Below are 18,896 nucleotides of genomic sequence, written 5' to 3'. Positions count from 1 at the left end.
GGAGCGCAGGCCCCACTCTTTTTGTCGGTTGACTTACTTACGATACGAGCTAGCCATATTGTCGATACGTTGGTTAGCACGCATTGCTTCCTGATAAGCAGCATCAGCAGATGCACGAGCGTCATTGACTGCGCCGGCCATCTGATCTTGCTGACTTTGCAGAGCGCCTACTTGGTCAGAAAGCATATCTACTTTGTTGGTTAGTTGTTGCATTTGGTCTACTTCATCTGAGCTGGAACAGCCAATCAAAGTTGCACTCAGAATGATACCAGTAAGGATAGATAATGAACGGTTCATTTTTCTTTCTTCTCCTTTGTTTTGCCACTACAGACCGAGTGTAAAATTTTTCAGTCGGCAGAGTTAGTATGGCATATGTTATTCAAATTGCTCATCCAAGAAGCTTTTTTCCCAAAAAAAATTCTCTCAAAGACGAGAAAAAGCCCGTGGGCGACAGCAAGAATGCGGCTTTTCGCTTTCTGAGTCAATGCAACCTATGTGAATGATATGTCAAATCTTATTGGTTAATTCTCAAATAAGAGACGTTCATTCTTCGCGATGGCGTCTACGAGAATATTCGGATTTAAAGTGTGCGGGACTTTTTCCATCAGGGTGCCGTCTGGTTTCAGCAGGTAAAAATAAGAGCTGTGGTCGACAGAATATTCCAGCGCCGAGTCTTCCTGAGCTGTTTTCATATAGAGCACGCCATATTTCTTCGCCAATAATTGTGTTTGCGACTGAGTTCCCGTCATCCCGGTAATATCTTTATGGAAATATTGCGCGTATTGAGCGCTTTTTTCCGGTGTGTCTCTTTCCGGGTCTAATGTAATAAATACCGGCCAGACTTTATTGAGTTGTTCCTGTGACACGGCTTTTAGCGCAGCGCCCAGGATAGCAAGAGAAGTCGGGCAGACATCCGGGCAGTGCGTATAACCAAAATAGACAACGCGCAGACGATCATCATCGGTGTTGAACAGGTTGATCGTGTCTTTGCCGCTTTCCAGCTGGCCGCTGGATTGCTCCGCTGCAGCGACATTGGCATCGTGGTTATCGACAAAGTAACGGGTAGCGAGGCCGGCAATCAGAGCAACGGCCAGGATTATCCATTGATATTTCACTGTGTCATCCTCAGGGAAACGTATAGCGGTGAAAAGGAACCAGAATCCGGGGTGATACTCCCTTGCCAGGTCATGGCATTTTCGGTGCAGAAAGGAAGCAGGAGTTCACCTGAAAAGCTGTTATCCGGCTGGCGCGTTAATTGTAACTGATACTGACCCATCATCATTTCACGGCCTTCAAGCGTCAGCCGTAAGGCTTTCGTTTCTGCAGGCAGTTGCGGCCACTGAACTGTGATTGTGGTGGGCTGTAAGGGGCGGACGATATCATCACTCATCTGAATGACGGCATCCTGCTGCTGACAGTGTTGCTGACTCAGCTGGCAGGCAAGGGCGCTGTCGAATTCTGACGATTGAGTTACCAGCCCAGGCAGCCACTCAATTGCGGCAAATCCCAGTCCGAAGGCCAGGATCAGTTTGAATGGCACAGACCATGTTTTGAATTGGAGCGTGTGGGACATTTATCCCCCAAAGTCATCAGGTGTAAACAAAAAACGCCTGTATGGTAGCACGCTTTCCTCCTCTGTCGCAGCCTGATAAAAGTCAGGCCACCCGAAGGTGGCCTGTGATGAAGGATTTCTTATGCGAGAAGTTATTCCTCAGCAAATTTTTCCAGTCCCCAGACCAGCAAAATACCCAGTACCATCGCAGCAATGGCGTATCCCAGCAGAGCCGGATGGCCGGTGATTTGCTCAAAGCTGAATGGTGACAGGTTGTGCTCGATCAGCGGCACCTGCTCACCACTTGAGTTGGTCCGCCAGGTCAGAGTTTCTTTCCACGGCCAGACTTTGTTCAGTGTGCCCAGCATCAGGCCGGTCAGGAAAGTCAGGGTGAGGTCACGGTAATTGCGGAGTAACCACGACAGCAGGTGTGAGAAGCACAGCAGACCAATCACACAGCCAGTAGCAAACAGACCCAGAGTCCCCAGTTGTAACGATTTTGCAGCGGCCAGTATCGGCGCGTACATACCCAGCAGCAGCAGAATAAAGCTGCCGGAAATGCCGGGCAGAATCATGGCACAGATCGCGATTGAACCAGCGAGTACAACATTCATGCTGGTGGGTGACATATCGATCGGGTGAAGCACGGTAATGCCATAGGCGAAAGCAGCACCCAGCAGCAGACTCAGCAGGCGGGTTGGGCCCCAGTCCTGCACCTGTTTAAACATGTGCACGGCTGAAATCAGGATCAGACCAAAGAAAAACGACCACAACGGAATCGGGTGGGTGTGCAGCATCCAGGTAATCACGCGCGCCAGCGTCAGGATGCTGGTGAGAATACCGGTCAGTAAGACGACCAGAAAACCGGCATTAATGTGGTTCAGTACCGCTTTCAGGCCCTGTTGCCGCGCCAGGCGGATCAGGCTTGGATTAATACGACGAATGCTTTCAAGCAGGGTGTCATAAATACCCGTGATAAAAGCGATCGTACCACCGGAGACGCCGGGAACGACGTCTGCCGCGCCCATCGCTAATCCTTTTAAAAAAGTAAACACGTTGCTCATGAGGACTCAGAATTAATTTTTATGAAAGTGGAGGCATTATACCGCCTTCGTGTCAAAACGGTATGAGCACTTTGTTGAAACAAAGTCTGTTCCGTGGGACACAAGGTGAAATCATTGTCATTTATTGCAGAATCGATCGTTTTTTGCCGGCTTTTTGCTTAACTCTAAGTATGAGTCTGTACGGCCCATGCTGCAGTAGAGGTAAGCAAGATGAAATGGAACAGTGTGATGACAGCGACGCTGGTTGTTTCCGGAGTGTTCGTCGCGGGCGCCCAGTCTGAAAGCCGTTTGATGTCTTATGAAGAATATATGGAGCGGTGTACTGAGACCTATGGTTCAGACAGAGTCACGACCAGTGTGTGTGAAAACCAGTATCTGACTATGTATGCCAAAGAAGAAGAGGTGATGGCTCAGGCAGATACTCAATTGCCGGCAGAAACCTCTTCAGAAGATATCCCGGCATCTCAACCTTCTGTTGATACCCTTGATGAACAGCCGGAATAACCGGCTGTTCGCATTAATCATTCTAAGACAGTTTTGCTGCTGACTCGTTCAGTGGCAAAGTGATGGTGACGATAACACCCTGGCCGTCGGTTCGGTTCCGGATGGCGATCTGTCCTGCGTGATATTCAGCGATCAATCTGGCAATGAAGAGTCCGAGTCCCAGATGGGGCTTGGATTGGTGCTGCTGGCTGCGTACTGAAACCATTGAATGCAGTAACTGATCCGTCATATCTTGCGGCAGGAGCGGGCCTTGATTGCTGACCGTCAGAACAGCAAGATGATTCTTTTGTGACAGTGTCACCTCGATGGGGTGGCCTACCGGAGAGAATTCTGTGGCGTTGGCGATCAGTTTGTCCAGTAACTGTGCCAGAAAGTCCGGCGCTCCCTCAATGAAGACGGGGGATTCCAGAATTTGAACGCGGAACTGATGCTGCCGGAATGCCAGCTGATAACCCTGCATGCAGCCACTGACGAGTTCATTGAAAGCAAATCTTTCCATGTCAGCGCCCTGAAGGCTCTGTTCTATCCGGGTTGCCTCCGTCATGCTGGACAAAATGGTACCCAACCGACGGATACCGTCCTGTGCTCGGTCGATATAACGTTTTTCGTCTTCTCCATGTTGCTGTGACATCGCCAGGTTATCCAGTGAAGAGCGGACAACGGCCACCGGTGTGCGCAGCTCATGCGACAGCCGTGACGACAGGTTTTCGAGGTAGTGATTGTACTGTCCTAGACGGCTGACCATATTTGCCAGGCTGCGCGATAAATCTCCGATTTCATCCCGGGAAGAGGAAGAGACAATTGCATCCCGGATACGCCCCTGAGCATCGATGGATTGTTCCGCCTGATCACGCAAACGGCGGATCCGGCTGGACAGACTGGACGCAAAGAGAAACAGGATCATAGCGGCAATCAGAATAATGGCTAACAGGACATTGAACAGCTTCTCCAGCGCTCTGTTTTTCAGGGTTTGTACGCCCTGTGTCGATTCTTCAACAACCACTGCGCCCATCACTGTGTCATTCAGCCAAATCGGATAGGCTGCTGACAGAATCATGGCTTTTCCGTCTGAGGACGGGCGCCAGTGCGCGTACCCGCGGCCATGAAGTGCCTGATCGACGTGAACCCCTTGAATCATGGCTGGATTGGCAGGCTGATCATCAAAAGGCACGGGATCTGAGAGGGGAAAGGTGTAATAGAGCGGGCGCAGGAGATACTGTTCCAGCCAAGAGCCCAGACCATGTTCCTCTTCGTCATAGCGAATTGAGGTAGCCCAGACCCCGTTTGAATGCTGAATATCACCGGACTGCGCCAGTACAAGCTGGTGGCGATCCAGAACCCAGATCCGGGAACTGCTGTGTCCCATGCCCTTGACGATCTGTTCAATGTCCGGTGATGGCAGCAGGACCGTACCTAAAGTATCAGCAGACTTTGTGTTTGCGGTTGCGATAATGCTTTCAACGTCTCGTTTGGTGGCATGGTCAACATTATGGATGGCGACAGCCATCTGCTGTCCCAACAGATCCGCCGGAAGTGCGATTTCGAGTGTGTAGCCTGTATCGGAAGGCTGCCAGCTGGCTGTGACGTTTGTTACGGGTAAGAAGGATTCCTGCGTGTCCGGATTGTCACTTATCAGCCAGACAGAGGTCAGTCCGCTGGCATCCAGTGCAATGAGATAGCGTTCAAATTTGCCCTCGGGCGTTGTCAATGCCAGTGTCAGGTGATCATTTCTGTCAACACGATTGCTGCCTGTCCGCCGAAGAACGAGATGCGGGTCGTTCACTTTCAGGGCGGCATAGATCTGTTGCTGATGACGGGCGGTTATCAGGTAAAAATCAGTGTACCCCTTCGGATAGACCTGCTGGCTGAACAGCACATAAGGATGACTGTAATAGTGCATTTTTTCGCCCATGTCTGAAGGCCAGTCATCCAGATGACCGTCCACTTGAATGGCAGCGGGCAGATCATAGACGTACAGATCCCGTCCCTGCTGAACCCGGGGCAGAAAATTGGCTTGCTGGCTGAACAGTGCCGGACGTTCGTTCAGTGCAGTTGCAATGGCTCTGGCAGTGCCAATCAGCGTCTGTTCCTGCCCCTGACGCAGCAGTTTTTCCATTTCCAGCACAAACCGGTAGCCGAACCAGGGTAAGGTCAGTAACAGGCTGGCGATGATAATGATCTTGAGCCGCAGTCCTGCTGTCAGGCGTGTGATCAGGCTCCCCATCTGTACCCCATGCCGTAGACAGTGTGAATCTGGTCGAAGCTGGGATCACATTGCATAAACTTTTTCCGGATCCGTTTGATGTGCGACGTTATTGTGCTGTCATCGACAACCACTCTGGCATCATCCATCAGATCCTGGCGGCTTCTGACATGTCCGGGACGCTTCGCCAGTGCGTAGACCATCCAGAATTCGGTCACCGTCAGATCCACGGGCTCGGAACGCCAGAAAATTTGCATCTTGTTTTGATCGATAGTCAGTTCTTCACGATACAAAAGTGTGTCTTCTGGAGTCGGTGTAGCCAGAAGTTCACTCCGGCGGAAAAGTGCTGCAATCCGGGCCATCAGATGGGGCAGGCTGATATCTTTGGTCAGGTAATCGTCGGCGCCCATACGAAGTCCGCAGACTGTATCAAAGTCGCTGTCTCTGGCCGTCAGAAATATAATTGGCAGCGTCGGGGAGAGCGCGCGTAATGACTGGCACAGTGCAAATCCCCCGTCGATTTCATGACCTAAGCCAATATCAATAATGGCCAGATCCGGTAGTTTCACATCAAATGCAGCCTGAGCTTGTTGCCGGTCGGCATATCCATGAACGTTGTAGCCGTGCTTTTTCAGCACATCCATGTAATTTTCGCGAATCGCGGTTTCGTCTTCAACAATCGCTATGTGTTTCATTGGTGACATCAATTATGCAGTTGGATATTGCAGACTATACCGCAACTTCCGGGCTAAAAAAGTCCAAATCCGGCCCGAATTGCAAATGCCATTTTCTTGCCACAATTCATCAGCACATTGCCTTTTTTCCTCCCTTCGACTGCCCGAACTCTTTGGTTTAATTCACTCATCGACAGACGAGCACAGCCTGATGGCTCTCGGAGACTGTTTCAAATAATCAGAAAGATGAGGAATGACGATGAAAAATTTGATGAAGAAAACCACGATGACTCTGCTGGTTGCAACGGCACTGGCGGCAACCACGACTCAGGCTCAGGCTGAATCCGCGCGGTCTTTCAATGAACCTGTCGTTCAGGAGCAATGGATTGGCATGGGTTCAGGGGCCGCAGTGGGCGGGATGGTCGGCGGCCCCCTCGGCGCAGTGATCGGGGCAATGGTGGGCGGGATTCTGGGTACAGCCGTTGGTCAGGATGGTTATATTGAGACGCAAAATGTTCGGCTGAATGAACAGGAAGAGGCAATCCAATCGCTGAATGCCCGAAATGCTGAGCTGGAGCCCGTGCTCGACAGTTATGACATGCTGAAACAGGAAATGGCAAATCTGAGAGCCACGCAGTTACAACGTGAACTGGCATTGGCAATGAACGTTCATTTCCGTACCGGTTCCTCGGAGATTGAGCCACATTTTCAGTCCCAGCTGGATGAAATTGCAGAATTGATGAAGCAGTCACCTGAAATGAACTGGGAATTGTCGGGTTACGCCGACCGGCGTGGCACAACTGCGCGAAACCTGACGCTGTCTGAAGCACGTGCAAATGCCGTGAGAGATTACCTTGAATCACGGGGCGTGAACCCACTGCAGATCGTCACAATTGCTTATGGTGAAGAAGAGCCGTTGCAGGCAGACGAAAATGGTGAGTCTGACTTTTTTGATCGTCGTGTCACGCTGCGCAGTCAGCAGGGCCCGGTACAGACAGCTCAATCGAATTAAGAGAGGTTCATGATGGATTCGGCAGCCCGTTTTACACTCAGCAGTAGTTTGATTCCGATTGCAATTCTGGTGCTTTTTACAATGCAACTCGTATTCAAGGGAGAAGATACGGCAGCTTCGGCGAACTATCTGATGCAAATACAAGGAATGAACGATGATGCTTGGCAATTCATGGATAGTGAAGACGCCCCCCGGCCTTCTGCTTCAGCCTTTGCTTCAATCGCTGGTGAATGGGGCCGGACTGGCCCCTGATCAGTTACTCAAGTGGCTCCTGAAACTGACCGTTCTACACTTTAGTCTGATTTATTGCTGAAAGGTCAGGAGTAAGGCGGGGAGCGGACTGCAGTACTTCTCTCAGTCGGTCCTGTACGACTTCGACCAGAAGGTCAGGCTGGAACTTGGAAATAAACCGGTTGCAGCCGACTTTCTCTACCATTGCCTGGTTAAAGCTCCCGCTGAGTGAGGTATTGAGCGCTATAAATAGGTTGCTCATCCGTGCATCCTGACGGATTTCATGGGTCAGGCGATAACCATCCATTTCCGGCATTTCGGCATCAGTGAACATCATCAGAATTTCCTGATTGACCACTTTGCCTTCATCACACCAGCCTTTGAGTATATCCAGCGCTTCTCTGCCGTTTGTGGCTTCAATCACGTCCAGACTAAGCTGAGACAGCGTATCGCGAATTTGTGACCGGGCGGTTGATGAATCGTCCACGATCAACACTTTCCGTCCGGATAGTTCGCCGACCAGGTTTTCGTCCAGCACATGCTCAGAAATATCAGTGTTGTAATCCACAATTTGTGCCAGAACTTTCTCTACATCAACAATGCTGACCAGTCTTTCAGCACCGTCTCGCTTCACACGAGTGATAGCGGTGAGGTAATTGTTTTTGCCAACATGACTTGGGGGAGGCTGAATATCCTGCCAGGTCAGGTTGGCAATGTTGAGGACCTGACCGACAAGAAAGCCCTGAACACTGCGGTTGTATTCTGTAATGATGAGATTCGTTTCATCACTTTCCTGAGTCGCACGAACGCCGATAGCACTACGTAGGTCAATAATCGGGATGGATTGACCGCGAATATTCGCGACACCACAGACGTTGGAATGGCTGCCAGGCAGTGAATGTAAATGAGGCTGCTTGACGACCTCGCGCACTTTAAACACGTTTATTGCAAAAAGTTGTGCGGAGTGGAGCCGGAAGATGAGCAGTTCCAGGCGGTTTTCTCCGACAAGTTGTGTTCGTAGATCGACAGCGTCGAGAATCGTCGTCATCTTGTATCCGAAAAGTTGAGTATTTATACCAAAATTCAGGGGATTATAGAGGTTTGGCTTCAGTTGTCATAGATCAGGGTAAAAAGCTAAGAGCAATATCCCAGTTTCATAACATGCTAAAAAACTGATGTAACGGCAGAGAGGGGGAGTGTTGCATGGGTTTGTCCGTGTATCCTTCACAGAATTGCGATTTTTACTGATGAAACTGTGAATTCAGGATTTAATCCTGACTATTGTTGTGACCACACAGTAACGTATTGGTGTACTGCATAACAATGACTCGATTCTTAAATATTATATTTCATTTTTGTTGTTTCAAGAGATATTCCACTAGCGTAATAAAAGTTAACGTTTTTTTAACTTTTCTGGGGATCTCCTTATCTGACGGATATTTACTGTGTTTCAAAATGTAAATGACTGAATTTGAAATATTTTGATAACATTTCGAACATGCTTCATGGCTATAAAATCATCAGGAAAACTGGAACAATACACGGAAATTTACAGGCTGGTCTGAATACGCGCCTGCGGTATCAATTTCGATGTGTTTCAATGAGGTGGTCATGAAGTTTCTGTTCATTTTTCTGGTCTCTGTAGTGGCGGCTGTGTTGTCAGGTGAACATTTTCATTCATTTATGGCGGGATTTGGTGTGGCATCGCTGGCTGTTGGTGTTGCATACTGGCTCGCGTTCCGGTCCACTCGCTATCCGCAACTGGCTTTCATGCTGTTACTTTCAGGATTAATGGCGAAGATGGGGGTGACCGTCTTGGGTGTGATGTGGGGACTGGAAAATCAGATCATCAATTCTCCGCTGGTGTTCGCCTTGTCTTACCTGTTCTTTTCAGTTGTTGCAACCTACAGCTATTTCAAATTGCGGGAATTCCAGCTCAGCCGGATTGAAACCGCTAAACTGGCTAACGCGTAACAGAAATCTCCGGCAATATGCTGCAAAAAGGGTCGCTAATGCGACCCTTTTGACTTTCAGGAATTGATTGGGTGGCTCATGCCGGGAATGAATGGAATTGACCCATCTGAATCGCTGACCTGACCTCTAAGTCATCACTCAGCAGGGCCAGATTGGCTTTATAACCTGCTTGAACACGACCATATTGTGTCTCCAGTCCCAGAGCTTTGGCAGGGTAAAGACTGGCCATCCGCAGTGCTTCTTCTTTTGACAGTCCAACATGTTGAATCAGGTTTCTGATGCCTTCAATCATCGTGATGGCAGCGCCTGCAATTGTGCCGTCAGCGTAGTGGCATTTACCGTCAGTGACATATGCTTTTTCGCCAGGCATATCGTATTCTTTCATTGTCGTGCCTGCAGGAGCGACAGCATCCGTGACCATAAATAATTTCTCACCCAGGAGCTGGTGGGCGATACGCACCGAGGCATAATTCACATGAATCCCATCAACAATGATGCCGGCATGGAGTTTCTGATCGAAAATATATCCAACCGCGCCAGGTTCACGTGAGTCCAGCGGGCTCATGGCATTAAAGAGGTGGGTCGCCATGGTAATGCCCTGTTTGGCGGCATAATCCGTGTACTGACCATTGGTATGACCCATTGAAACGATGATTCCGGCGCGGGTCAGAATATCTATGACACCCTGGTTACAGGCTTCCGGAGCAAGCGTAACCACTTTGATGCGTTCGGCATGAGCCGCCAGAAAACGGGCAGTCTCTTCATCTAAATCACGGATGCAATCTTCCTGATGCGCACCTTTCTTCTCTTTACTGATGAAGGGGCCTTCTAAATGTAATCCCAGGATGCCTTCCTCTTCAGGTTGCCGGATGCTTTCAATGAGCCGGATGACCTGATTGAATCGATCGGTTTTGCTGGTAATAAAGGTCGGAAGATATTGGGTGGTACCGTGTTGGAGGTTTGTGGCATTCATGGTGTCCAGCGTGGATTTCGTAATATCCGTATTGAGCAGGACGCCTCCGCAGCCATTTAACTGAATATCAATAAAACCCGCGGTTGCCAGCAATCCGGTTCCATCGATGCATTGTTCAGGAAGCGACTGGCTTTGATTTGCCTCAGACATTGGGATGACGCTGGCGATCCTGTCGCCGTCAATCAGTATGGCTTGATCATTTTCAATCGTGTTGCCATTAAACACGTTGATATGGGTTATTGCATACATGGCCGGATTCCTAAATGCGCGATAGGAGATGTTACATTGGCTATCTTATTTTGTGTGTAAAAATAAGATAGCACGCAGTGAATCCGGGATCAATTTTCTGTGACGCTGTTGCTGAGGCAAAACACAGTTATTTGATTAAGTTTAAGATTTTTTTGAAGCTTTCGCCCTCAGCGACCCGTTGCAGCTCGAACAGCACCATCTCGGTACAAGATAAAGCAACACCGGCCTGCTGCATACGATTCAATGCGACAGTTTTGTTGTTTGCGATACGGGAAGAAACAGCATCTGCAATGACTTCAACATGGAACCCTTTTTCCAGTAAATCCATGGCGGTCTGGTAAACACAGATATGTGCTTCAATACCGACCAGAATGACGTTTTCACAGCCGGTTGACTGAAGTGCATCCATGAATTCTGCAGAGTGGCAGCCGCTGAAGCAGTTCTTCGCGATGGGGGTGTGGTCCGCAAGGTAATCGGCAACCTGAGGGATCGTCGGACCGAGTTTGTCCGGTAATTGTTCCAGCCAGATAATGGGCAGATTCAGTGCAGTGGCGCCTTGAGTGATCACGGACAGGTTGTGGAAGAGGGTCTGTGTGTCGTCCATCAGGGTGGCCAGTTTTCCCTGAACATCTACGATGACGAGTGCGGTTTTGTTGCGATCTAACATAGGGACATCCTTTTCAGTTTAACGAAAAAAATCTTTCATAAGAGAAGTTTAGTTGTTATCGCGCAGCTTTTATCTGACCATTGACCTTGGTCTTCTCTGACTGGAAAGTCAAGGGGGAGTACACGATGCCGGATGATTGCACTAGAATGGAAACTATCAGCAGGCCTTGCGAAAAGCCTTGTAACTGCTTTCAACTTTACTTTCTGGAGAAATGGCGAAACAATGTGTCGATTCGAAAACGCATTTGATTCAACAAAAGTTGAAATTATTCAAGAATTTAAAAGATAAACAGCCTTAAGTATGACTGAAAAAAAATCGAACCCACTTACCGACCTCATCTTTAACGTCATTGTGCCATCTGTCATTCTGATGAAACTCAGTGGTCAGGAGCAACTTGGTCCGGTCAATGCGTTGCTGCTTGCACTGGCATTTCCTGTGATTCTGGGCAGCTATGAATTGCTCAAGCATAAGAAATTTAACTTTATCTCTCTGTTGGGTTTTATCAGCGTGCTTCTGACCGGCGGCATCGGTCTGCTGGAGCTGGATACGCAGTGGCTTGCAATCAAAGAAGCGCTGATACCCGGCTTGATTGGTGTGGTGGTATTTGGTTCAACATTTACCAAGTATCCCATTGTGACCAAAATGATTTTCAATGACGCCGTCCTGAACCTTGAGCTGATTAAGGAGAAACTCAATCAGTCCGGGAAGCAGTCTGAATTCAATAAGTGTCTGACTCAGTCGAACTACTTGTTTGCCAGCACTTTTGCTTTCTCAGCGGTGATGAATTACGTGCTGGCGACGAGCATTGTGACCAGTCCGGCAGGTTCTGAAGCTTTCAATGAAGAGCTGGGCGAAATGACGTTGCTGAGCTATCCCATGATTGCGATCCCGTCGATGCTGATGATGTTTGGTATTTTCTATTATGTCTGGCGCTCAATTCGTCGTATGACAAATCTGGAAGCAAACCAAATCTTTAAGGTTCAGTAATTGTAAACTGATGAGGGCTTGCCAGTGGCAAGCCCTTTTTCGATCCAGGCAGTCAGAGCGTTTCAGCCGGACGCGATCTCAGAAAGCGTGCAAACCTCGGGATACGATTTTGGGTGAATCCGTTATACCTGAAGGTCACAATACTGCCGATTTCGGGCGGGGAAGCGCGCTCTGCATCGCTGAAGCCTGAGCCAATTTTAAAGAGCGGGTGATTGTCCATCTTCACCCAGATTGCTCCGGTCAGTCCCTGATATTTTCCTTTTCCCGGTTCGTAACCAACGACGATCGCTTCTGCATCTTCGAATCGCTTCAGTTTCAGCAAACCATCTGCTTTGCCCGCGATATAACGTTGTTTGCCCCGATGCAGCATCAGACCTTCGCCTCCATGGCTTTCGACTTCATTCAGCCAGTGCTCCAGAGTCTGGATTGAATCCAGCTTTCGCTGATGAACCGCTTTGATCTGTTGCTGGTGTAATGAGTCAATCAGGGGCGTGATATGCGCCAACCGTTCATCGAAAGTACCCGGCTGGTTCGGGGCATCAAATACCATGAACTGAATCTTCCGCCACTGAGTTTCATTGGGGACGCTATCCAGAACGGTTTGCATGGTCAGATGAAACTGGTTCCTGCCTGCCCATAATTCACCTTCTAACGCTTCTTTGGGAAAGTCTTTCGTAAACCAGTCAGGCGCATGAATCTGATGACCCGATCGTGTCTGCAGCTGGCTGCCAGTCCAGAAGGCACGTACGCCATCCAGTTTTTCACTGACCCAATAGTCGGTGATGACGCTTCCTGCCGGGAGCACGACAGTATCATCCTGCCAGTCAATGGAATGTGCCCGCATGGTTGTTACAGTTTCCTTGGCGAGGGTCTGCGGGCTGAGCGCAAGCATGATCATGATGGCAAGTGCAGAATACTTCATCATTTCGTTCCTTTCATAATGGAAAAGGTACACGATAATTGAGTGCCGGACGGAGGAGAGTATCGGGTGCTTTCAGAAAGCGTAAGAATGCGGCTTATATGTAAATTCCTGTGTCAGATTCACCGCGGCAGTCATCAGCTTTGCGAAAGAAACCATGATAAAAACCGGGTTCATCCGCCCGGAATACGGGGTGCTGTCCGAAAAATAACGTGAGAGACTGACGGGTGAGCAAACAGCCTTTATTATTGAAAGTACTCTGACATCTCAGGAAATGAGTATGTTAGGCTAATGAACAGTTTGTGATTGCCTGCCTGTGTCTGTCAAACGGGTAAGTGAATAGGAGTATGGGATGGAGTTGATGTCAAACTGGAAAGTGACTCTGGTCGCTGGTTTTATTGCCGGCGCTGCACTGGCATCGGCAATTGGGCATTTTCAGCAACAACCCCAGGCTGTTGAACTGAAATCACTGCGTGAAAAAAACGCTGAGCAAATTGAGCAAATTCAAAGCCTGAGCGGGCGGTTAGATACGCTTGAGACCCTCGAAACAGAAAAAGCCATTGCATTTAAAAAACTGCAAGAGACGCTGGCCGAAAAAGAGCAGGCACTGGAAACGCTTCAGAAAGATTACGAGAAACAACTTGCCTCACTGAAGCAGCAAAAAAAACAGTTGTCTGTCAGTAAAGAAAAGCTGGATACCAAAGTTGAAACGCTGACTGAAGCCACCAAAAAACAGCAGACCGTTTTGTCGAACTCAAAGGCGTTGTATCAGCAGCAGCTTGAGCTGCAGAAACAGCTCAGTCAGGCCGATGCAGAGCTGAAGCAGGCACGACGTGTGGCAGATGAATTTAAAAAGCCTTGTGAAGAATTCAAAACAGGTCAAAGCTGGAATTGGGTGTCTCAGGCGGACTGCGATCGGTATGAAGAGAAACTTGCCAAAGTGACTGAAGCAGAAGTGGAAAAAACTGCGCTTCAAAATGAGTTGGATGTGCTGAACGCAAAAATTGATGTCGCACTGCCAAAAGAAAATTAAGCTTGAACCAGGGAAGGGGAAGTGTGATGGCTTTAACGGTGTGTCAGGATGGCGTGGTGAATGTGCAGGATCTGCTGGCAGATATTCCTGAAAACTTACCTGAAGAACTGTTTCAGAACTTATTGGTCTCATCACATTTGCGAGTTGAGCGGATTGTCTCGCGGGGTCACCAGACACCGGAAGGTGATTGGTACGATCAGGATGAAAACGAGTGGGTTCTGCTCATACAAGGTGAAGCCGAGCTGGTTTTTGATGACTCCAGGCCACCGGTCCACTTAAAAACCGGTCAAAGTGTTTTTTTGCCGGCTCATTGCCGCCACAGGGTGAACTGGACAGCGGAAGGCGAACACACAATTTGGCTTGCCATCTTTTTCCCGGCTGAAAATGAAATCTGAATGAGTCTAAAACGGCACCTTGAGGGTGCCGTTTCCATTTGGATATCAGCCCAGAACCGTTCCGACTGGCCGGGCAAGAGCAACCGGAAACTGGCGTTCTTTTGCCAGAGCTTCTGCTTTCGCAACAATATCTGAGGCTTTCAATTGCATTGTGACAGGAAAGCGGCCTTCCCAGTCATGATGCAGGCCACTTTGCTGCTCGGTGATCAGGTTTTCATTCACCAGTTGTTGCAAAATTCGTTCGGCGGCAGTGAGTGCAGAAGATGCTTTGACGATCTCTGTACGGGCATACCGTTGCCCGGCAAATGACACGTCAGCTGCTCGCAGCGACGGGTCTTGTCCCGGAATTTGCTGCGCACCAAACAACGGCGGACCACCGACCTGAGCGTCAAGATAGGCTGGAATAAATTTTGCGACATGCGCAATGGCCCGTCGGGTACGCTGTTCAATATCTTGCGGCTGCCAGCCGTTTCTCAGCATGTTTTTAAACCGTGTGTCGAGGACAGGTTGAGCACTCTGATCCGTGCTGCTGACGAGTCCGTCCTTGAACAGGGTAATATCCTGCGTCATACCATGAAGCTGAAAATATCCATCCGGGTAAGGAGTCAGTTGCGCCATGCCATCAGGTGTCCCTCGCTGACCGTGGAAAATAACCTCCGGCCAGTCGGTTGTATTGTCCGCCCAGTGGGTGACGTAGGCTGCTTTAAATTCGACCAGTCGCTGTCGTTTGTGCCGGGCCATATCATCAAGGATGCCGGTACGATAACCGCAGGCATTGATCAGATAATCGACCGTTGTTGTCTGGCTGACACAATCATCGCAATCCGGATCCATTGTCTGATAGGTGATTTTCCATTGAAGCGATTCCGTATCCTGCTGAATATCAGTCACACTGGCTTGTGTGAGTATTCGGCTGCTTGGGAGTGCTTCCAGCCCGAGTGAGACAGTTGCAGCCAGACGGAATACACTGACGCCGTATTCCTGAACCAGAACAAACGGGAACTTGAACTCATCCAGATTCAGGTGCTTGGCGACAGGAATCATCCAGTCATCAGCGCAGGACGCATTGGTGGGTAAATCCTGTTTGGCCAGGTGTTCCATGTCGTCACGATAGTAAAGACGGAAATAATTATCCGGATGGCCAAGAACGGCATTGGTTGCATCTTGCTGAACCAGTGCACGGTAATGGTTTTGCAGCTGTGTCAGTCTTGGCAGCAATTGCTCTGGGTGGCCTGGGTCCTGTTTCGGAACTGCGACGACAGTTGGACGGATATTGGCACTGTGCTGATACACACGCAGGGTATCAATCGACTGCTCAAGCAGTTGAAGACACTGATGATCGGAAATTTCACGATACAGGTTACCACCTGCATGAAGATGGCAGATTGGCGGGCCATTTACTAAACTTCGGCCTTCTTCAAAAAGGGTTACCCTGAATCCTTGTTCGGCAAGCTGGAGCGCAATGGTAGAGCCAGCCATTCCTCCGCCAATAACCCCGATTTTTAAGTGGTTATTGGGTTGTTTCTTGCCTGTTTCAGTCATAATCAATGGTATTTCAACATATCAGTTATCAAATGTTATAGGTTGCATTCTACTTGCCTCAAGTCATGTTTTAAACACTGATGTTTCTGTAAAAAGTCTGTTTGTCTATTTTTTATTGTCAGCCTCAATTTACATTGTAAATTATGAGGATTATTTTTTTGGCGCTTATGCGCCAGCAACTCAAATTTATCGGAATGTCAATTTTTTGAAGCGGGGGAACAGGTCTTTTCTCAGGGCTGTGTGAACTTTTCTTTATCTATGCGTGCAGTGTCTTATTTTTATCTTAGAAAAGATAATTCCGTGGCATAACTTGTTCATTCTCTTGCATAAAGACTTTTCTCTGTCTAACCCTAAGAGGTGGTGGTGAACAGAGAACAAGGAAAATGTGATGATGAAAATGATTAAATTCGTTCCGTTGGCAATATTTCTATCCGGCTCAGTTTATGCGGCTACAGATAATCCGTGGTATTTCGGAGCTCGGGTTGGTGGCACACACTTCGATAGTTTTGATGGTGCTCTTGACGGCCAGAAAGATAATTTTGGACAAGATGACTGGGGGGGCGGTGTTTTCCTCGGTTACCAGTTTTCGCCCGTGGTCGGTTTTGAAGGAGGATACACCTATTTAGGCGAAGCGGATTACGATCTGGGCAGTGGCGGATTTGAAGCCTATGGTTTAGATCTGGTTGCAAAACTGTCCTGGCCCGTCACTGACGTGATTGATATTTACGCCAAAGCCGGTGGTTTTTACTTCAACGCTGATAATAGTGTCAATGATAAAGATGACGATGGATTATCGGCAACCGGGGGCCTGGGGGCTGAGTTTTATATTAACCCGAGCATGTCAACCCGGCTTGAATACCAGTATTACAATCAGGTTGGCCGAAATGACCCGGGTAAGGCAGATATCCACTTTTATGGTGTCAGCCTTGTATACCACTGGGGCGGGGCAGCTCCGGTACAGGCAGAGACCATGGCACCTGCCCCAGAGCCTGCGGCTTTACCACCATCAATGATACAGCCTCTGCGTGTTGCTTTGCCCTTTGACTTTGACAGCAGCAAGCTGACGCAGGCTGATTTTGACCGCTTAAAACCCATCGCAGATCGCTTGGTGGAATATCCGGACAGTAAATTGCAGGTCATTGGCCATACTGACGCATCCGGTACGCCTGCGTATAACCAGAAATTGTCTGAGGAAAGGGCAGCCGCGGTTGCGGGCTATCTGGCAGGCTACTTCAGCATCGGTATGGACCGGATCGAAATTAAAGGTTTTGGTGAGCGGGATGCGATTGCTCCGAATAATACCGAAGAAGGACGTGCGAAGAACCGTCGTGTTGAGGCCTACATGCCGGGTATGACGATGGAAAATGGTCAGTAAATCATTTTTCAGTGATAGTTTATCCAGGGCCTCCGTTTGGAGGCCCTTTTTTATCTTCATTATTTTTCTCTGTTTGCGAGCGCGGCTGCGGGATTAATTTAAGATTCATTCTCATTTGCATCAAAACAGGAAAGTGAATTCCAGGACAAGATAATTTGCAGGCATTCCTTTGCAGAATCCTTCAACTTATCGGGTGATATCGCCTGATATGCACTGAACCCACCTTTTCATTGAGGATAAAGCATGAACAAAGGAGTCTTCATTTGGGCTGCAATTGCGGCTCTGCTATTTTCTGTGACTGGATATGCTGATGAAACTGAAAACCGGATTTTACAATTTAATGTTGATCCGCGAATTGTTGGCGGTACTGATGCGGTGACCGAAGACTGGCAGTTCTTTACCCAACTGACGGCACGACATGGAAACCGTCCCTATTGTGGCGCAAGTTATCTGGGAAATGGTTATGTTCTGACCGCTGCCCATTGTGTCGACAGTCATCGGGCATCTGATTTGTCAGTCAAAATCGGCGCACATCAGTTTGATGGCACTGACGGTATCCGGGCTAACGTAAGTCAGATTTACATCCATCTACAGTATGTCAGACAAACGCTTAGTTTTGATATGGCCTTACTGAAGCTGGACAGAGTTGTGATTGCTCCTGTGGTTGAAATTGCGGCGGGCAATCTAAATCAATACGCCGCTTTGGGAGATAAATTGCGCGTTGCTGGCGTTGGCCGCTTGACCGAAAATGGGACAAGCCCGTCGATCTTGCAGGAAGTGACGGTTCCTCTGGTAAGTGATGCCATTTGCCGGCAGGGTGGTCCGAGTTATCAAAGTGTCGGGATTGATAATTTCTGCGCCGGTTACCCGCAGGGTCAGAAAGATTCCTGTCAGGGAGACAGCGGCGGGCCAATTATTGTGAAACGTCAGGGACAAATCACACAGCTAGGCATCGTAAGCTGGGGGATTGGTTGCGCCCGTCCCGGCATGTATGGCGTGTACACAGATATTGCAGAACTCCGTCCCTGGGTTGATGACGTGATTTCGGGGACAGGACAGGCGGTATCTCTGACTTACCGGAAACAGACTGTTTTACCCGACTTTTCTGTCGGGGAGTTACGTCATCACGAATTTGTCTTCACCAATACCGGTGAAACGCAAATTACGATTGGTGACGTCTGGGCAAAAGCAACCGGCACCGCTGATGTGGCGGTCATTGCAGCGGATACCTGTTCGGTCAGTGTTTTGAATCAGCATCAGGACTGTGGAGTCCGGGTTGAATTTGGCGGAACTGCGCCAGGCCAGGCAGGAGTGACATTGTCACTGGAGGTGGATCAGATTCAGGGCAAGGTTGAAGCCAGTGTTTCAGCGACGGTTCTGGATAACAGCAGCGGGGATCAGTATGAGTATGTCTACCCGGCCGGACTGGGGCAGTACCGGCCCGGAACTGTAGTCCTTGCAACGGATGGGCGTTGTTGATCAAATCAGCTTGAGGATCAACGATGCCATATATGACCAGCAGTTAGCTTCTGACGGGCATAC

General features: G+C 49.0%; 20 protein-coding genes. 9 read left to right on the top strand and 11 right to left on the bottom strand.

Annotated elements, in window-relative coordinates; genetic code table 11:
- Positions 1-33 precede the first annotated feature (33 nt).
- From ACYP03_RS15480 to ACYP03_RS15465, 4 genes are all read right to left on the bottom strand, one after another.
- The gene (locus tag ACYP03_RS15480; protein WP_027251090.1) at positions 34-297 is read right to left on the bottom strand and encodes an Lpp/OprI family alanine-zipper lipoprotein; all 264 of its coding nucleotides are present in this window, start codon (positions 295-297) and stop codon (positions 34-36) included.
- Positions 298-521: 224 nt separating this feature from the next.
- On the bottom strand, positions 522-1,115 hold the full coding sequence (locus ACYP03_RS15475; protein ID WP_248142185.1) for an SCO family protein: 594 nt from the start codon (positions 1,113-1,115) through the stop codon (positions 522-524).
- Positions 1,112-1,573 carry a hypothetical protein gene (locus ACYP03_RS15470; protein WP_248142186.1) on the bottom strand — a complete coding sequence of 154 codons (462 nt, stop codon included), beginning with the start codon at positions 1,571-1,573 and terminating at the stop codon, positions 1,112-1,114. Before ACYP03_RS15470 ends, ACYP03_RS15475 begins: the two co-directional genes overlap by 4 nt.
- A gap of 131 nt (positions 1,574-1,704) precedes the next feature.
- On the bottom strand, positions 1,705-2,616 hold the full coding sequence (locus ACYP03_RS15465) for a polyprenyl-phosphate transporter (protein ID WP_330960127.1): 912 nt from the start codon (positions 2,614-2,616) through the stop codon (positions 1,705-1,707).
- A gap of 210 nt (positions 2,617-2,826) precedes the next feature.
- Between ACYP03_RS15465 and ACYP03_RS15460 the strand changes: the two genes are divergently transcribed.
- Positions 2,827-3,120 (top strand): hypothetical protein, encoded by a 294-nt coding sequence (locus ACYP03_RS15460; protein WP_330960126.1) that lies wholly within the window; start codon positions 2,827-2,829, stop codon positions 3,118-3,120.
- A gap of 22 nt (positions 3,121-3,142) precedes the next feature.
- Here ACYP03_RS15460 and pdsS read toward each other — a convergent pair whose 3' ends face one another.
- Positions 3,143-5,344 (bottom strand): proteobacterial dedicated sortase system histidine kinase, encoded by a 2,202-nt coding sequence (pdsS, locus tag ACYP03_RS15455; RefSeq protein WP_459780829.1) that lies wholly within the window; start codon positions 5,342-5,344, stop codon positions 3,143-3,145.
- Entirely contained in the window at positions 5,332-6,018 is a 687-nt protein-coding gene (gene pdsR, locus ACYP03_RS15450) for a proteobacterial dedicated sortase system response regulator (protein WP_459780827.1), read from the bottom strand. The genes pdsS and pdsR overlap by 13 nt, the downstream gene beginning before the upstream one ends.
- Positions 6,019-6,256: 238 nt before the next feature.
- Here pdsR and pdsO point away from each other — a divergent pair, with 238 nt between their 5' ends.
- Both pdsO and ACYP03_RS15440 read left to right on the top strand, forming a co-directional pair.
- Positions 6,257-7,009, top strand: coding sequence for a sortase-associated OmpA-like protein PdsO (gene pdsO, locus ACYP03_RS15445; RefSeq protein ID WP_459780825.1), 753 nt, complete (start codon positions 6,257-6,259; stop codon positions 7,007-7,009).
- A 9-nt stretch (positions 7,010-7,018) separates the two neighbouring features.
- Entirely contained in the window at positions 7,019-7,261 is a 243-nt protein-coding gene (locus ACYP03_RS15440) for a hypothetical protein (RefSeq protein ID WP_248142192.1), read from the top strand.
- 34 nt (positions 7,262-7,295) lie between these two features.
- Here ACYP03_RS15440 and ACYP03_RS15435 read toward each other — a convergent pair whose 3' ends face one another.
- Positions 7,296-8,288, bottom strand: coding sequence for a chemotaxis protein CheV (locus ACYP03_RS15435; protein ID WP_459780822.1), 993 nt, complete (start codon positions 8,286-8,288; stop codon positions 7,296-7,298).
- Between the two features lie 563 nt (positions 8,289-8,851).
- On the opposite strand from ACYP03_RS15435, the gene ACYP03_RS15430 reads away from it, so the two are divergent.
- Positions 8,852-9,214, top strand: a complete 363-nt coding sequence (locus ACYP03_RS15430; protein ID WP_459780820.1) for an NADH:ubiquinone oxidoreductase — start codon at positions 8,852-8,854, stop codon at positions 9,212-9,214.
- Positions 9,215-9,290: 76 nt separating this feature from the next.
- On the opposite strand, the gene nagA is transcribed toward ACYP03_RS15430, so the two are convergent.
- Positions 9,291-10,436 carry an N-acetylglucosamine-6-phosphate deacetylase gene (nagA, locus tag ACYP03_RS15425; protein ID WP_459780818.1) on the bottom strand — a complete coding sequence of 382 codons (1,146 nt, stop codon included), beginning with the start codon at positions 10,434-10,436 and terminating at the stop codon, positions 9,291-9,293.
- Positions 10,437-10,563: 127 nt separating this feature from the next.
- On the bottom strand, positions 10,564-11,103 hold the full coding sequence (locus ACYP03_RS15420; protein ID WP_459780815.1) for a hydrolase: 540 nt from the start codon (positions 11,101-11,103) through the stop codon (positions 10,564-10,566).
- Positions 11,104-11,403: 300 nt separating this feature from the next.
- Here ACYP03_RS15420 and ACYP03_RS15415 point away from each other — a divergent pair, with 300 nt between their 5' ends.
- Positions 11,404-12,090 (top strand): VC0807 family protein, encoded by a 687-nt coding sequence (locus tag ACYP03_RS15415; RefSeq protein ID WP_248142197.1) that lies wholly within the window; start codon positions 11,404-11,406, stop codon positions 12,088-12,090.
- A gap of 52 nt (positions 12,091-12,142) precedes the next feature.
- On the opposite strand, the gene ACYP03_RS15410 is transcribed toward ACYP03_RS15415, so the two are convergent.
- A complete protein-coding gene (locus ACYP03_RS15410) occupies positions 12,143-13,012 on the bottom strand; it encodes a DNA ligase (RefSeq protein WP_459780814.1) in 870 nt (289 codons plus the stop codon).
- A 349-nt stretch (positions 13,013-13,361) separates the two neighbouring features.
- Between ACYP03_RS15410 and ACYP03_RS15405 the strand changes: the two genes are divergently transcribed.
- Together ACYP03_RS15405 and ACYP03_RS15400 are read left to right on the top strand one after the other, a co-directional pair.
- Positions 13,362-14,042 (top strand): chromosome segregation ATPase, encoded by a 681-nt coding sequence (locus tag ACYP03_RS15405; protein WP_459780812.1) that lies wholly within the window; start codon positions 13,362-13,364, stop codon positions 14,040-14,042.
- Positions 14,043-14,068: 26 nt separating this feature from the next.
- On the top strand, positions 14,069-14,437 hold the full coding sequence (locus ACYP03_RS15400) for a cupin domain-containing protein (RefSeq protein WP_459780810.1): 369 nt from the start codon (positions 14,069-14,071) through the stop codon (positions 14,435-14,437).
- A gap of 45 nt (positions 14,438-14,482) precedes the next feature.
- Here the strand turns inward: ACYP03_RS15400 and ACYP03_RS15395 are convergent, their stop codons facing one another.
- Positions 14,483-15,979 carry an FAD-dependent oxidoreductase gene (locus ACYP03_RS15395; protein ID WP_459781063.1) on the bottom strand — a complete coding sequence of 499 codons (1,497 nt, stop codon included), beginning with the start codon at positions 15,977-15,979 and terminating at the stop codon, positions 14,483-14,485.
- Between the two features lie 388 nt (positions 15,980-16,367).
- Between ACYP03_RS15395 and ACYP03_RS15390 the strand changes: the two genes are divergently transcribed.
- Positions 16,368-17,354 (top strand): OmpA family protein, encoded by a 987-nt coding sequence (locus ACYP03_RS15390; protein WP_248142202.1) that lies wholly within the window; start codon positions 16,368-16,370, stop codon positions 17,352-17,354.
- 243 nt (positions 17,355-17,597) lie between these two features.
- Entirely contained in the window at positions 17,598-18,833 is a 1,236-nt protein-coding gene (locus ACYP03_RS15385) for a S1 family peptidase (protein ID WP_459780808.1), read from the top strand.
- The last annotated feature ends 63 nt before the right edge of the window (positions 18,834-18,896 follow it).

This window comes from Photobacterium sp. R1 (assembly GCF_054600795.1).
This window is presented reverse-complemented; position numbering and strand designations above follow the sequence as displayed.

Coding starts and splice junctions, on each gene's coding strand:
- ACYP03_RS15480 (WP_027251090.1), bottom strand. CDS start 297: ATGAACCGTTCATTATCTATCCTTACTGGTATCATTCTGAGTGCAACT.
- ACYP03_RS15470 (WP_248142186.1), bottom strand. CDS start 1,573: ATGTCCCACACGCTCCAATTCAAAACATGGTCTGTGCCATTCAAACTG.
- ACYP03_RS15465 (WP_330960127.1), bottom strand. CDS start 2,616: ATGAGCAACGTGTTTACTTTTTTAAAAGGATTAGCGATGGGCGCGGCA.
- ACYP03_RS15460 (WP_330960126.1), top strand. CDS start 2,827: ATGAAATGGAACAGTGTGATGACAGCGACGCTGGTTGTTTCCGGAGTG.
- pdsS (WP_459780829.1), bottom strand. CDS start 5,344: ATGGGGAGCCTGATCACACGCCTGACAGCAGGACTGCGGCTCAAGATC.
- pdsR (WP_459780827.1), bottom strand. CDS start 6,018: ATGAAACACATAGCGATTGTTGAAGACGAAACCGCGATTCGCGAAAAT.
- pdsO (WP_459780825.1), top strand. CDS start 6,257: ATGAAAAATTTGATGAAGAAAACCACGATGACTCTGCTGGTTGCAACG.
- ACYP03_RS15440 (WP_248142192.1), top strand. CDS start 7,019: ATGATGGATTCGGCAGCCCGTTTTACACTCAGCAGTAGTTTGATTCCG.
- ACYP03_RS15435 (WP_459780822.1), bottom strand. CDS start 8,288: ATGACGACGATTCTCGACGCTGTCGATCTACGAACACAACTTGTCGGA.
- ACYP03_RS15430 (WP_459780820.1), top strand. CDS start 8,852: ATGAAGTTTCTGTTCATTTTTCTGGTCTCTGTAGTGGCGGCTGTGTTG.
- nagA (WP_459780818.1), bottom strand. CDS start 10,436: ATGTATGCAATAACCCATATCAACGTGTTTAATGGCAACACGATTGAA.
- ACYP03_RS15420 (WP_459780815.1), bottom strand. CDS start 11,103: ATGTTAGATCGCAACAAAACCGCACTCGTCATCGTAGATGTTCAGGGA.
- ACYP03_RS15415 (WP_248142197.1), top strand. CDS start 11,404: ATGACTGAAAAAAAATCGAACCCACTTACCGACCTCATCTTTAACGTC.
- ACYP03_RS15410 (WP_459780814.1), bottom strand. CDS start 13,012: ATGAAGTATTCTGCACTTGCCATCATGATCATGCTTGCGCTCAGCCCG.
- ACYP03_RS15405 (WP_459780812.1), top strand. CDS start 13,362: ATGGAGTTGATGTCAAACTGGAAAGTGACTCTGGTCGCTGGTTTTATT.
- ACYP03_RS15400 (WP_459780810.1), top strand. CDS start 14,069: ATGGCTTTAACGGTGTGTCAGGATGGCGTGGTGAATGTGCAGGATCTG.
- ACYP03_RS15395 (WP_459781063.1), bottom strand. CDS start 15,979: ATGACTGAAACAGGCAAGAAACAACCCAATAACCACTTAAAAATCGGG.
- ACYP03_RS15390 (WP_248142202.1), top strand. CDS start 16,368: ATGATGAAAATGATTAAATTCGTTCCGTTGGCAATATTTCTATCCGGC.
- ACYP03_RS15385 (WP_459780808.1), top strand. CDS start 17,598: ATGAACAAAGGAGTCTTCATTTGGGCTGCAATTGCGGCTCTGCTATTT.